The organism is Acinetobacter sp. YH16044, assembly GCF_013417145.1.
In the GTDB taxonomy this organism is placed as follows: domain Bacteria; phylum Pseudomonadota; class Gammaproteobacteria; order Pseudomonadales; family Moraxellaceae; genus Acinetobacter; species Acinetobacter amyesii.
Window position 1 is genome coordinate 1 of record NZ_VPEK01000045.1, and the last position, 13,085, is coordinate 13,085.

The 13,085-nt window shown below is 34.3% G+C and carries 14 protein-coding genes; 6 read left to right on the forward strand and 8 right to left on the reverse strand.

What is annotated here, in order from left to right; all coding sequences use genetic code 11:
- Nucleotides 1–282: 282 nt before the first annotated feature.
- The gene (locus tag FTV38_RS15240; RefSeq protein ID WP_032040164.1) at nucleotides 283–672 is read left to right on the forward strand and encodes a tautomerase family protein; all 390 of its coding nucleotides are present in this window, start codon (nucleotides 283–285) and stop codon (nucleotides 670–672) included.
- 71 nt (nucleotides 673–743) lie between these two features.
- Here the strand turns inward: FTV38_RS15240 and FTV38_RS15245 are convergent, their stop codons facing one another.
- The 3 genes from FTV38_RS15245 to FTV38_RS15255 form a co-directional block, all read right to left on the reverse strand.
- The gene (locus FTV38_RS15245; RefSeq protein ID WP_001140620.1) at nucleotides 744–1,046 is read right to left on the reverse strand and encodes a helix-turn-helix domain-containing protein; all 303 of its coding nucleotides are present in this window, start codon (nucleotides 1,044–1,046) and stop codon (nucleotides 744–746) included.
- Nucleotides 1,039–1,395 (reverse strand): type II toxin-antitoxin system RelE/ParE family toxin, encoded by a 357-nt coding sequence (locus FTV38_RS15250; protein WP_000269911.1) that lies wholly within the window; start codon nucleotides 1,393–1,395, stop codon nucleotides 1,039–1,041. Before FTV38_RS15250 ends, FTV38_RS15245 begins: the two co-directional genes overlap by 8 nt.
- 521 nt (nucleotides 1,396–1,916) lie before the next feature.
- The gene (locus FTV38_RS15255) at nucleotides 1,917–2,615 is read right to left on the reverse strand and encodes a hypothetical protein (RefSeq protein WP_179991637.1); all 699 of its coding nucleotides are present in this window, start codon (nucleotides 2,613–2,615) and stop codon (nucleotides 1,917–1,919) included.
- A 90-nt stretch (nucleotides 2,616–2,705) separates the two neighbouring features.
- Here FTV38_RS15255 and FTV38_RS15260 point away from each other — a divergent pair, with 90 nt between their 5' ends.
- From FTV38_RS15260 to FTV38_RS15270, 3 genes are read left to right on the forward strand one after another with little or no spacing between them, the layout of a single operon-like run.
- Nucleotides 2,706–3,059: a hypothetical protein gene (locus tag FTV38_RS15260; protein ID WP_000897084.1), complete on the forward strand. Its 354-nt coding sequence runs from the start codon at nucleotides 2,706–2,708 to the stop codon at nucleotides 3,057–3,059.
- Entirely contained in the window at nucleotides 3,059–4,186 is a 1,128-nt protein-coding gene (locus FTV38_RS15265) for a DUF2515 family protein (RefSeq protein ID WP_179995816.1), read from the forward strand. Before FTV38_RS15260 ends, FTV38_RS15265 begins: the two co-directional genes overlap by 1 nt.
- Nucleotides 4,170–5,075 carry a hypothetical protein gene (locus tag FTV38_RS15270; protein ID WP_171525057.1) on the forward strand — a complete coding sequence of 302 codons (906 nt, stop codon included), beginning with the start codon at nucleotides 4,170–4,172 and terminating at the stop codon, nucleotides 5,073–5,075. Before FTV38_RS15265 ends, FTV38_RS15270 begins: the two co-directional genes overlap by 17 nt.
- Nucleotides 5,076–5,331: 256 nt before the next feature.
- Here FTV38_RS15270 and FTV38_RS15275 read toward each other — a convergent pair whose 3' ends face one another.
- The 3 genes from FTV38_RS15275 to FTV38_RS15285 form a co-directional block, all read right to left on the reverse strand.
- Complete coding sequence (locus FTV38_RS15275) at nucleotides 5,332–6,309, reverse strand: hypothetical protein (protein ID WP_179995736.1); 978 nt, start codon at nucleotides 6,307–6,309, stop codon at nucleotides 5,332–5,334.
- Between the two features lie 293 nt (nucleotides 6,310–6,602).
- Nucleotides 6,603–6,899 (reverse strand): hypothetical protein, encoded by a 297-nt coding sequence (locus FTV38_RS15280; RefSeq protein WP_180022921.1) that lies wholly within the window; start codon nucleotides 6,897–6,899, stop codon nucleotides 6,603–6,605.
- Nucleotides 6,899–7,540, reverse strand: coding sequence for an AAA family ATPase (locus tag FTV38_RS15285; RefSeq protein WP_179997548.1), 642 nt, complete (start codon nucleotides 7,538–7,540; stop codon nucleotides 6,899–6,901). The genes FTV38_RS15280 and FTV38_RS15285 overlap by 1 nt, the downstream gene beginning before the upstream one ends.
- A gap of 331 nt (nucleotides 7,541–7,871) precedes the next feature.
- On the opposite strand from FTV38_RS15285, the gene FTV38_RS15290 reads away from it, so the two are divergent.
- On the forward strand, nucleotides 7,872–8,879 hold the full coding sequence (locus tag FTV38_RS15290; protein WP_179995738.1) for a replication initiation protein: 1,008 nt from the start codon (nucleotides 7,872–7,874) through the stop codon (nucleotides 8,877–8,879).
- A 525-nt stretch (nucleotides 8,880–9,404) separates the two neighbouring features.
- Nucleotides 9,405–10,679, forward strand: a complete 1,275-nt coding sequence (locus FTV38_RS15295) for a phospholipase D family protein (RefSeq protein WP_179995739.1) — start codon at nucleotides 9,405–9,407, stop codon at nucleotides 10,677–10,679.
- Here FTV38_RS15295 and FTV38_RS15300 read toward each other — a convergent pair.
- Both FTV38_RS15300 and FTV38_RS15305 read right to left on the reverse strand, forming a co-directional pair.
- Nucleotides 10,676–11,512, reverse strand: coding sequence for a DNA adenine methylase (locus tag FTV38_RS15300; protein ID WP_179995740.1), 837 nt, complete (start codon nucleotides 11,510–11,512; stop codon nucleotides 10,676–10,678). The two genes, FTV38_RS15295 and FTV38_RS15300, sit on opposite strands and share 4 nt — an antisense overlap.
- A complete protein-coding gene (locus tag FTV38_RS15305; RefSeq protein WP_179991749.1) occupies nucleotides 11,512–12,756 on the reverse strand; it encodes a type II toxin-antitoxin system RelB/DinJ family antitoxin in 1,245 nt (414 codons plus the stop codon). The genes FTV38_RS15300 and FTV38_RS15305 overlap by 1 nt, the downstream gene beginning before the upstream one ends.
- Nucleotides 12,757–13,085 lie beyond the last annotated feature (329 nt).

The following is a 13,085-nucleotide window of genomic DNA, read 5'->3' on the forward strand; positions in this document are numbered from 1 at the left end:
ATTTCCTGGCTTATGTTATTGGCTATTTCTGATTAACCTAAAAGATAAGAAATCAAAGAATATTGAATAAACCATTGCATAGAGATTCTTAAATTTCCCTAAAATTAACATAATACACCTTATACGAATCTCTAAAAATAAGTTTATTACACTGATTTTTATATATTTTTTAAATTTTAAGCCTAGACCAGAGTCTAGGTTTTTTCATTTCGTATAACAGCCATTATCTTAAATGGGAGGGGAAGATTAAGCTAAAATTAGGGTTTTAATTTAGAGAAAGTAATGTCTCAGATAAAAATTTATGCTTTAGATGAAACTATAGAATTACATCGTGATAATTTAAGTAAAGCTATCCATCAGGCTTTAGTTAAAGAATTAAAATATCCTGAAGAAAAAAGGTTTCAACGTTTTATTCCACTAGAATCCAAAAATTTTATATATCCAGCAGACCGCAGTACATCTTATATAATTATTGAAATTTCCATGTTCGATGGACGAACAAAAGAGACTAAAAAAGCATTTATTAAGACTCTATTCGAAAATATAAACAATCTATGCGGTATTGATTCAAATGATGTTGAGATAACTATATTTGAAACTCCTAAAGAAAACTGGGGCATTAGAGGGGAAAATGCGGATGAACTACAGTTAAATTATAAGGTAAATGTTTAAATTTCCTAAAATTAACATAATAGACGTTATACGAATCTAAAAATGGGAGCCTATAGCTCCCATTTTTATTGTTAAACGTTGAATCCTATATGTTTTCCTGTTGGAAGCTCTACATCAATACGGAGCTTCCCACCCATTGCCTCAACATACTTTTTCATGGTTGAAATCTTAAGATCATTGCCACGATTTTCTATTGCTGAAAGCGATGGCTGTTTTATTCCCAAAGTTTCAGCAAGCTCTTTTTGAGAAATTTCGAGTTCTTCACGAATAAGATGAAGCTGATTTTCTAGCAGTAATTCATCTGCCATTTTTTGAATACGGGCTTGGCTCTCTGGAGAGCGGCTAGCTAACAATTCTTGCAGAGTCTTAGCCATTAGATTTATCTCCTAGGGTGGTGAGATGAAGTTGGTATTGTTCATCTGCAATATCCAGCATGTCTTTATAAAAACGCTTTTTACCGCCTTTATCAGCAATACATAGAACAATAGCCTGTCGTAAGGGATCAAATGCGAAGAAAGCTCTTAAAGGTCTACCGCGATGTTGAACGCGCAGTTCTTTCATATTGGTAAATTTAGACTCATACACAGTATCTACTAAAGGACGGCCTAAACTCGGTCCCTGCTGCTGTAGAACAACCAGGGCAGCTAGGACCTTCTCTTGTGTCGATTCATCTTGCTGTTCAAGCCACTGATTAAATAGATCTGTCGTAATGACTGTCCACATACCACAACCAAAATATAGATTATAGTCTATATTTTAGGAGCATTATGCTTGTTTTGCAAATGAGAAATGATAGGCAATAAAAAACCCCGGCATCCTGCCGGGGTTTTCCGTATTGGTTCGCTCGGTATAACTCCTGTCGTACCTTACAGTCCTTGTGCTTATCTATTGTTATTCTTGTATGGAGCTTCCTGCTCTCTATGTCCCCATCATAAGAAAGTTCCAGTATTCTGAATAGCCGCAAAGGGCCGGAATTCACGTAAGCCCAGGCGTACAAAATAGCCTAAATTTTATCCACAGCAATTGGGGATAGTTTTGGAACCTGGATCCGTATGAAATGGGCGCTGACTGCTAAATTGATCGTTTTTTAATCAATTTTAATGGCAAAATGTTACATATTCGCTTAAAAACTCACCAACTTATTACAAAAGCGACTTTTTGCTGATTTCTTAGTCATGACTAAAATTTTAAGTAATTGATAATTATATTAATATACAAGTGTACTTCGTATAATCACCATTATGTTAAATAGACTTAATATTCGATGAAATTTCTTTGAATTCTAGTGCTGTCTTTTGGGTGTTGGGAATATGGCCAAACACATATTCATCCTTCGTCTGAAAAAAGAAATCAAAGCTTTGACTCATCAGTGAATCGACTTGGCTTTGCTTTTGATAAATAGGAGCAATCCGGTTGATGTAGTAATTAATCCACTCAGATTGATGATTAAACGTACCGTAGTCTCTTAAATCAGCATAGAGAAGTTGTAGATCCGCTGAAATGGCTTCAACATTGGGATTAAACATCCATACCGTGATGTTCATCGGTTCAACAGCCATGATTGTGTAGGCTTGCTCCTCATCGAACCTTTCAACTTTATAAAGTTGAGCTCCGCTGTCACTATAACTAGAGCAAAGTAACTTGGTATTTTGTACTTGAAAATGATCAACACCGATTTCATGTTCTCTCACTTTCCGTGAAAGTTCTAGACAATAGGGCAAAGCTTTTAACTCTGATTGAGCTATTTGCTGAAATAAGGTTATGCAACGATTGAGCACATAGCTTTCACCTGTTCCCGTAATAATTCCCTTGTACCAAGGATGGATTTTTGACGTTAAGTTATCTATTAACTGCTTTGTTTCACCTTCTTTGAGTGTGACTTCTTTATTGTCTGCAGCAACAATGATGCTATCATTCAATTGAATGGCTATGATAAAAGTCATACTTTGGTGAAAAAAATTGAACTATTAGAGATTTATTTTAAGCTAAATATAAGATTAATTTTTAAATGATTAAAGAAGATAGGTAAACCTATGGCAGGTGGTTCTCAAGTCATCATTAATAAGAATGGAATTACATTCATTACGCCTGCAAAGTTTGAGGCTAAGGCAGGTCAGCACCTTTTTAAAAGCGGTACAGAAGTTGGTGTAAATATCAAAGGCTTGCCAACTTATGAGGCCTATAATGAGAAATTTCAAATGTTATTGCCCTCTGGTGAGCCCTTTAAAAATGCTGATTATAAAATTTCAAATGCATCCGATGAGTTTATGGCCATAGCAGATAATAAAGGCCGATCTAAACGAATAAATTCCTTACAAGAAGAAAGCTTAAAGCTCGATTTAAATTGGATGAAGCTAGAAGCTGAACCGAGTGAAGGAGATGATTAGTGGGTAATTTAGATTGGGAAAGTAATACAAATACAACAGAGAATAGCTGTAAAACAGCACAGTGTGATTGCTTAACTTTTTGGGAAGTACAACAACAAATAGCGATGATCCGTCTGTCTAACTTAAAAGATGCCAAAAAGAATCTCTATAAACTCGAACCAGGATATGAAGCAAGAGCCAGAAGAATTGCCTCAGTTTATGCCAAAATTTATCTTGAACAAGAAAATCATGGAAGTCAGCAATTAAAAGGCCGTTATTATTGGATGGGCTTAGGTGCATTTGCTTCAAAAACTGTTGCAGCAGTGTTTAAACATGGCTTAACGGCTTGGGGGTATAAATGGATTCCCATTATTTCCCCTTTTGTCTTGACGCCACTTGTTCGCAATCCAGTACACTCTTTTGCGAAAGGGAATTTATGGTTATTTATGGATATTGCACCTTGGCATTATGCTTGGAGTATGTCTTCGCAATCTTTTAATCAATGTCGAACTCAACGTGATGTATCTAAGTTCACCCATATTAAGGAAGAAGTGTTAAATATTCCTTGGTCGAGTTGTTTACCCATCATTAAGCATTTGCAGAGTACAACTGAAATTACTCAGGCTTTTGGGATGCTTCCCAAGATAGAAGGCATTTTTAAAAGAAAAGGAAAACCAAGGAGAGATAATTTTAAAGATGCACAAGACGATCTTATGAAACATTTACTGGCAATTGCAGTACAGGAACAACGTAATATTTTACAAGAATTGGTTTGGAAGGACTGGATGGTACAAGCACAGGCAACTTTACAAAGCTATACCAAACTTCCCGATAGTACTTTAGTCCTTTCTAGTGATTATAGTGTTGATGCTGTTAAGCCTAGACATGGGAAATATGAAGGACGTCATAAAGATGTACTCGACAAATTACCTGAATCTGTCTATAGCGAACCTTTAGCGCATACCAAAGTTCAAGATTATGATAGCCGTATGGAGTGGATTCAGAAGGCAGCAGAAAAATATCATACCTTAATGTTAAGTGACACAGGGCGATCATTTTTAGAGAAGGAACTCGCAATTATTGCAGGATGGGGCAATAGTAAAGCGGACTTTGTAGTTGGCAAGGACAGTAATGATGGAAAGATTTAAGCATTATTTTAATTCTATCTTAGTCTTCATCTTCGGTTTCCTTCTTTTAGGTTGCCAACCTAATGCAAAAAATACAGAGAATAGTGCAATGAATCAGCAACCTTATTTACTCCATTTTGGTCTACAGGGCTTTAAAGACTTTGCTCAATACAATCAGAGTGCCGTGGATAACCATCCTGTCGCTAGTTTTCGAGAATTAGATTTTTCACCACCGAACCTTGGTCAAATTAAGATTGAAAATGGCGCGAGTAGCTTAGCTATTGACCATGTTTTTTATGTATTAGGAACATCGTTTCATAAGGAAGATGGTATTGAGGTTATGACTGTTAATGCAGGCTTAAATAAAGAGGAGTTTGTACGTCCTGAGCAAGCCTATCAAGCGTATGCGAATTTAATGAAACGAGTAAATCAAGCGGGATGGAAACTTTATATTGCTCCCTATAACCCACGTATAGCGAAAGAAGATAATATGCGATATGTCATGAAGTGGGGCTATTCGATTGATCCAAGCTATATTTTTAGTTATGAGGAATGGCAAAACATCATGAATGCGAGTGGTAGTGGGTCTTTGGGTTATCGCTTATACGCTAATGGTCTTTTATTGAATATATACATCAGTCAAACTAAAAAAACTGAAGATGAGAAAGAGCAATATATGGTTCGTTATACTTTTAACACCATTCGTTATGATCAACGAGATGCCTTAAGTGATTCAGAAAACAATATTAATGCTTATACAATGACTCCATTGGAGTTAAAACAAGCGTTTGAAAAGGAAGAACGAAGAACTCAAAGATCTAGAGAGTATGATGAAAAAGAAGCAATTGCAGAAGGTTATCGTATAGATGAGAGCTATGTTGGTCCTGATCTTTGGCAATATGTGAAATAATTAATTATTTCTAAAATTAACATAATACACCTTATACGAAACGCCTCTTAAAATCCCTTTTTAAACAATGTCTTATTCATGTAGAAACAGCCTAAGCAGTCACTCTTAGGCTGTTTTGGCAATTTTTCATGTTCCACGATTAATAAATAAACAATGTTCCACGGCTTTGTTTAGCCAAAAAACATAATGACCGCATTTTATTTGAGCCAATTTCAGCCCTCTTGGACTGAAATAATGGCCCAAACAAAATACGGTCTTAGAGGAAAATACACATCAATAAGAAGATAACAGCCAAGCAACCAAAACTCAGAGCCAAAACACGCCATAAATCCTTCTTTTTGGCGTTATTTTGGCTTTCATGCAGTAGGTTCGATACTTCCCTCAGTTGATGTTCAGAATTGCTTAAATCGCTTTTTAGACGCTTAGATAGCATGTGTAGTTGATTTCTTTCTTGGAGGAATTTCTGCCGTTCCTGTGTGAGTTGATCAATTTTTTCTTGGTCTTGGTGAATAATGGGCGTTTCTTTTTCGGCAAGTTGTTTTTCTAGAGCCTGTTTTTCGTTTTTTAAGGTGTTAATCGTCAGTTCAAGTTGTTTAAGTTCTTGATTGGATAGTCGCTGATTTTGCTCTAGTTGTTCATATTTCCCTTTGATCTGTGAAAGTTCATTCTCAAGCTGTCTAATTTTTTCATCAGCCTGTTCATGAGGCTTTGCTAATCGTTCAGTATGTCTTTCAAGCATCAAAACTGTTTGGAATAGCTCATCGTTTTTCTGCTCTAGTTCTGCAATCTTCCACTTTGAATTGTGCAATCCTTTGTAGCGTAAAAGGTCTTCTATACGTGCATCGCCATCTAAGAACTTGTTTTCTAAAACCTGATTACGTTCTTTTAATTCCGTATTTTGAATCTGCATCTGCATTTCACGTTCGGCCATACGGTCTAAACGACGTTTCAGGTTTTGTATTTCATTATTTTGACGAGTAAGCCGGTCTATCTGCCGTTCAACTTTGTTTGTTAAGGCTGTTTTGGTCTTTAAAGTGGTTGATTCATCTTCTGCAAACTCTTTGAGATAACGACTTAACAGTGATTCTTCCAAGTCAAAGGGCATATTTAAGTCTTTTTTGAGCACTTGGATGATGGATTGATAGGTCAAACCATCTTTTTTTAGGCGTAAAACATCGTCTAGATGATTTCTCAGCCACTTTTTCTTATTGAACGAAGGTTTATTTTTGATCACTTGAAAGCCTTAATTTTGTTGACGCTCTAAAATCGGTTTTCAACCGATTTTTTTAAGACACACCATACGCACCTTACAGGATGCCACTAAAAAAATTTAGATTTTTTCAGGGTATTTCTTAAAATAAATATATGATTTAAAAATATAAAACAGTAATTTTTATGTAAATACTTCCAAAAATTGCATAACTTTTTACAAGTGATTGATTTTTTTATTTATAGAATTTTAATACGTTTTATAAGGAATATAGTGCTAGCTGAAAATAGAAAAGCCACCGTTGAGATGGCTCAGAATCAGTAGCCTAACTCTTTCTTGATCAAATTGTGCAACTCTTCATCCGATAAAGTATTGAGTTGACTAACAGCAGCTTTAAGAATGATAGATCGGTTTGCTTTAGCAACACGACATCTCACTTTCAAATCGTTAATCTGTTCACTTACATCCTCTGTTAACGAAAATGTATATCTTTGAAATTTAGCATTTGATGGGGTTAGTTCCTGAACATTTTTTGATGCACCAGAGATAAAATCATTCACTAATTTTTCATTTTTAGAAGTTTGCTCTTCTCTTTTTAAACCTTTTAAAGCCATTAGAGGTCTCCTAAAAACTCTTTAGCGATTTGTTCAATTTCTTGTTTGGCTTTTTCATCAGATGACATTTCAAAAACGGATAACCCATTTTCATCAGCATCGTCATATATATTTCGATTACACGTAAAATTATTCAATGGAATGAGATCAAACGATTCACATGCTTCTTTAGCATCTAAGATACGTTGAATTTGACTCGGTAAAGTTGGACATTGAGTAATGACTGCTCGTGTATAGAGTTCAGGATTCACAGCTTTAGCGAGACGTATTAATTTTTCGACATGCACTAATGTTTTGAGATCTCGTCTTTTAGGACGGAAAGGCAAAAGCATATGCGTGGAAACAGTCATTGCAGAACGTAGGGCTTCAGAATCCTGTCCACCAGCATCAATAATGATATCTTGGTATCGCTTAGATAAGTCCATTAGGATTTGTCGAATATTTCCTGAAGCTTGTACTGATGGAATATTTTTTACAGCTGAATTTTCATCACGTTCTTTGATCCAATCGGTTGTTGTACCTTGTGGATCGGCATCGAGTAATAAGATATCTCGATTACTCGCTTGTAAATAAACTGCTAGATTTTGGGCTAAACAACTTTTGCCAGATCCACCTTTTTCACCACCAACTAATATGATCATTTTTATTTAACTTACGTAACTTATTTAACTTAAGTATATTCTAATAATAGAGAAGATCAATGTATTCACATAGTTAACTTTTTACGTAACTTAAATAACTTATGTAACTTACGTAAGTTTATAAAAAAAGTTTTATCTTATATATACTTTTTGATTGAATTGAAAAACAAAATAGATATATTGTATAAACTACAGATATGAAAAAGCCCCGTAACTTTCAAATCTTGGCGGAAGAGAAGTTACAGGGCTTGAATTCTTAGAACATGCTTGCACATGAACTGTATTAATAATACATGGTCATTGTGCATTTGCAAATAGTGAAGATAAGCAAATGCAACAATTATCTTTTCTGCTTGATCAATTTCAAGACAGATTACCTAAAAAGCCTTACTGTGCAGATAATTTGGATTATGGTCTGATGATCATGCCTAAAGAAATTTCTATAAAATACAGATATATACAGCCAAACAGTCCTTATTATTTACATTATCTAGTATTTGATTTGGATTATGAGGCTTCATTATCAGAAATATTATATGGACTAGTAGGAGTACCATTACCAAACTTAGTAATTGCTAATCCTTACAATGGTCGTTCTCATATTTTATTCCAGTTAAAAACACCGATTTATACCACTGATGCTAGTCGTCAAAGACCAATTCTCTATGCAAATGCCATTCGACATAAACTTGGAGAGTTGTTCAAAGCAGATCCCGCATATACACATCTAGTAGCTAAAAATCCTATGTCTAGTTTTTGGAAAACTACGTGTTTACGGGAAAAACCTTATACCTTAAATGAGCTAGCAAGAAACTTAGACTTAACTTGGAATGATGCTAAAAGAGAAATTAAACAAGATGAAGCGATAGGTTTAGGACGTAATTGTTTTGTATTCCATACAGCTCGTCATTGGGCATATAAAGAAATACGGAAGTATAGAGGGAGCACATATTCTGTTTGGCTTGAGAGTGTAATTCAGCATTGCGTGAAGCTAAATCAGGGTTTGATTCAACCTATGACCTATGGAGAGGTGAAAGGCATTGCTAAGTCTATTGCGCGCTATTGTTGGAAAAAAGACCCATATTGTTATCAGGAGTTCATTGATCGCCAAAAATATAAGGGGCGATTGGGTGGCATTAAAGGTGGAAAAGTAAGATCTGCAAAATATGATGAGCTGAGGAGGCAGGCAAGGGATCTACATTCACAAGGTTTGAGCTGTAGAAAAATTGCAAGTGAACTCTGTGTATCTAAATCAGTTGTGGCTACTTGGATAAAGTGTCCAAGTGAGCCTAAATCAGATATTAGCGCTTTGGAAACTACTTTTGGTTTGTTTTCTTAGTTAAGTGTCCAAGTGAGCCTAAATCAGATATTAGCGCTTTTGGGAGTTTTTTTTGTTACCTATATATTCTTCTACTTCAAACTTTCAGTTAAAAGCAGATCATAGTTTCATTTCTAAGAATGCTTTGTTTGAATTATACGAAAGTTTTGTCTTCTATAGTTATAATGGAAGACAAGATCTTGCTTATTGTACTGAGGTACATCTTAGTGATGATCCTTATGTAACCCTATATTCTGTTCAATATGAAGAAAAATTTAGGCATCTTAGGATCAGAGATTTTGATTTCATCTATGGTCAAAGTTTTGATGAATTGAGAAAAAAATTTATAGTCTGAATTGATAAATGCCTCTTTAAAGTGGCATTTTTTTTGAACCAAATTTCGTATAAGAAACTTTATGTTAAATGGATAAGGCTGAAAAAACATAAAATCTTTTTAAATTAGATAAATTTTAGCAAAGCATTAATTTACTCGTTAATATTTGGGTTAAACTTAAAAAAGGAGTATAGCAAAATTGATGGAATCAAATGCCTTCACCAAAAATCTTTTTTCAACGTCTTGATGGCGCTGATTTTGTTAATGAATTAGCTACAGCCTCTTTTAATTATAATGAAGGTATCATTAGTGTTGCTTTTGCGCGAAAAAATGGTGCTGATATCATTTGTAATAATGTTCTAAACAATAAAAAAATAATATTTTTCATAGGAATAAATAATGGAGTAACGTCTAAGCAAGCTTTAGAATATCTTCTAGATAAGAATGTACATCAAGATATTTATTTGGTTAATACTGGTACTCCCCAACAGATTTTTCATCCTAAAGTTTTTTGTTTCTATGAAGAAGCTTCAAAGGAAGGAGTATTGAGTGTTGGAAGCTCCAACCTAACTTCTGGAGGATTTGAAACCAATATTGAAGCCAATATTTTATTGTATATAAATCATTCTAATTGGGATTTAATACAAACAATAATGATGAATTTAAATATCATAAAGGCTGATTGTATTCATTTAAAAAGTAAGCATCAGTTAGATAATTTACTAAATAATGGTTTTCTAGAGGATGAAAGTAAGAAAATTTTTGTTCCTGTTAGAAATCATATAGTATGGAGTCCTAGCTCTCCAAATATTCCAAAAGTTAAACTAAAAACAATAGTTAAGTCACAGAAAGAACCTACTAGTACAGGTACAGTCTCACCTACTAGTACAGGTACAGTCTCACCTACTAGTACAGGTACAGTCTCACCTGCCAGTACAGGTACAGTCTCACCTACTAGTACAGGTACAGTCTCACCTGGTATCCAGACAATTTGGTTTGAAACGAAGCGAATGACTGGTGGATCAAGAAATATTTTAGATTTATCAATGAAATCTTTAGTTGAAAGAGGAGATCCGAAAGGAACTATTTTTGAATTTAATGATTCTAAGTTGATGCTAGGTACAGTGTATTTTTTTGGAGTAGATCCTTTAAGTAGTCATAAACGTAAACTAATTACATTAGAGTTTGATGGGGTTGATTATATTGGCAATGAGATACTCTTCCCTACAGGAGATAATGCAAATGGTACGTGGCGCCTTCAGATTAAAGGAGTAAGCTCTAATAATATAAAAATTACAGATGCTTTTAGAGCAAAAGAAGAAGGATATTACTTAGTCGAAAAAATAATAACCTTTACTAAGATTCGTGAAGATTACTACTCTTTATCTGTATATTCAGAATCAGAAATGGCTAATTTTAAATTATCTTCACGAATCTTAGGTAGGAATGGTTCTTCAAAAAATGCTAAGCAATTTGGATTATTTTAAAAACGGCTTAACCATTCTTGGTGCTTATTTTTTCTAGCTCCGCTAATGCCACCATTTGCACCACCAAAGTTAAGCATAATTGTATCTTCACTTAATGGAATTCCTTCAGAAATAAATAAAGGAACATTATTTATTTCTCGAAATCGCTTAACGAAAAAGTTTAAATCAAAACTGTATGCGTATCCTGTTGTATGTTGATATGGTGGATCAACATAAACAATCGAGTTTGTAGGAAATGGAATACTGAGTAATTCCATAATATCCATATTGAAACAAGTTACTCCACTCATTTTGTTTACAATAGTATTTATTCTCCGTCTTAATTCATTCGGAGATGGTTGCATAGCATTTGCAGGACTACGACGAATACTTGTTTCAGTTGGTTCCCAATAGTCTCTAAAACAAGCATTTGCCCAATTTTTTTCCTTACGATAGATTTGTTTTCCACCAAAGGAACAAGCTTGAAGGATTGGATAAAGTTCCACTTCATGTTTATCTATTGGTAGTTTAGAAAGAGTAGATAAATGCTCTTTAAAATCTTTTTGACTACTAGGTAACTCTGCTAAAAATTGATCAAAAACATCCATATTAAAAGTATTAGATCCTATAGCTGACCAAAAAGCCCCCCAAGAACTAATATCAAGCATAGAGATACGTGTTGGATCTATACCTCGATTAACTAATTCAATAGAAATTGCACCTGAACCACAACATAAATCATAGAATTGAGTATTGGAGTCAGTAGAAGAGTTTAGAATTACATCAACTATTTGAGATGCTACACGTTGTTTACCACCTTGATATGAACAAGGCACTCGTAATATTGAGCTCATCAACATTTCCTTTGAATTAGAATTCTTGCATAAACTCTTTGACCATTGATTATACCGACCCCTCCTCTATCCTCAGAGTGTTGTAAGTATTTTACTTGTGAAAGAACATCAGAAGGTACATTGGAACGTGCATTACCATTAGCAAGCATTACAATTTCAAATTGATCTGGATTATATTTATCAAGGAATGTAATAGGTACACCCATTAAGCCATCATAATCTACTGGAATATTTTGAGTGCGGTTAACCTCAATGGCATCATAATTTTCATATTTTGGATAATCATTTGAATTATATGCTTTAGTTAAAACTAAATTTTCATGACGTCTAGTGGTATCTAAATTAGTAAACCAACGAACACCTTTGACTCTAATAAAGCGGCGCCCTGTATCATCTATCCCACAATTACTTGCATTTAATGGATAGTCATCAGGAACATAAAACTTACGATCTCCTGATCTTATAGAATCACCATACCAAATTTTATTATCACGAAAGAGTGGGAATATTTCCTTGCATGTTGATGCATTCATATTTCCAAGAATAATAAACTTTTTTTTATGCTGCATTAGCAAACTAATATATTCACGGAAAAGACTGAAGGGAGGATTAGTGACTACAATATCTGCTTCTTGTAATAGAGTTTCACATTCTTTTGAACGAAAATCACCATTACCATTTAAATGTACAAGAGAGTTACTCGGTATAGCAAATAAAGATTCTAAGTCTAAAGAACCATCAGGTCTTTCTAAACTATGGTTAGGTACCTCTTTTACTACTGCTTTATAGGCACTAGTTCCCCCATTTAGAGGATATTCTTGGCCTGCTAAACTAGATTCTGAATAGCAAGTGGATATTAGACCCGCTAATTCTAAGTCATCGAAATGAAGTATAAAGAATCTAAAGAAAGCTGATTCAAATGGATCATCACAATTACAAAGTATAGTTTTTCCCTTGAAATGCCTTCTATGGTTCATCATTTCCACAAAAACATCTTCATATTGAGTGTAAAATTCATCTTTTTTAACAATAAATGCATTATTAAGAGTGGCATTTCCAGATTTCAATTGAACTATTGGACGCTCGATATTTATATCAAATGGCATCTTTCCCTCACGAACAACAGTTTTAAGAAATGTATTAATCGCTGTGGACATGCTAATACCAATTTCATCAAATATTTTGCTAGCACTTTTTTTAACATCTAGATCAATACGGATTGTAGTGGTTGGTTTGATGGACATCTTTGGGCTCCAATAGAGAAATACAATGTAGCACAATTTAGTGCTGTAATCTCTATATAGAAGCATTGGTAATACTAGGATGATTATTAAAACACCAATCTTATTATTGAGTTTTCCTACAATTAACATAATACGGATTATGCGAAACGAGAGCCTACTGCTCTCGTTTTTTCATTCTAGAACTGCTAAACTTCTTATACGCCATTGACGTACTTCAACCTATGTTATTCATTGAAACCAGTATTTTTACCAAGCAAATTAAAGAGCTTGTGAGTGATGAAGAGTATCGTCAGCTCCAGCAAGATCTCTTGGTACAGCCTGATAAGGGA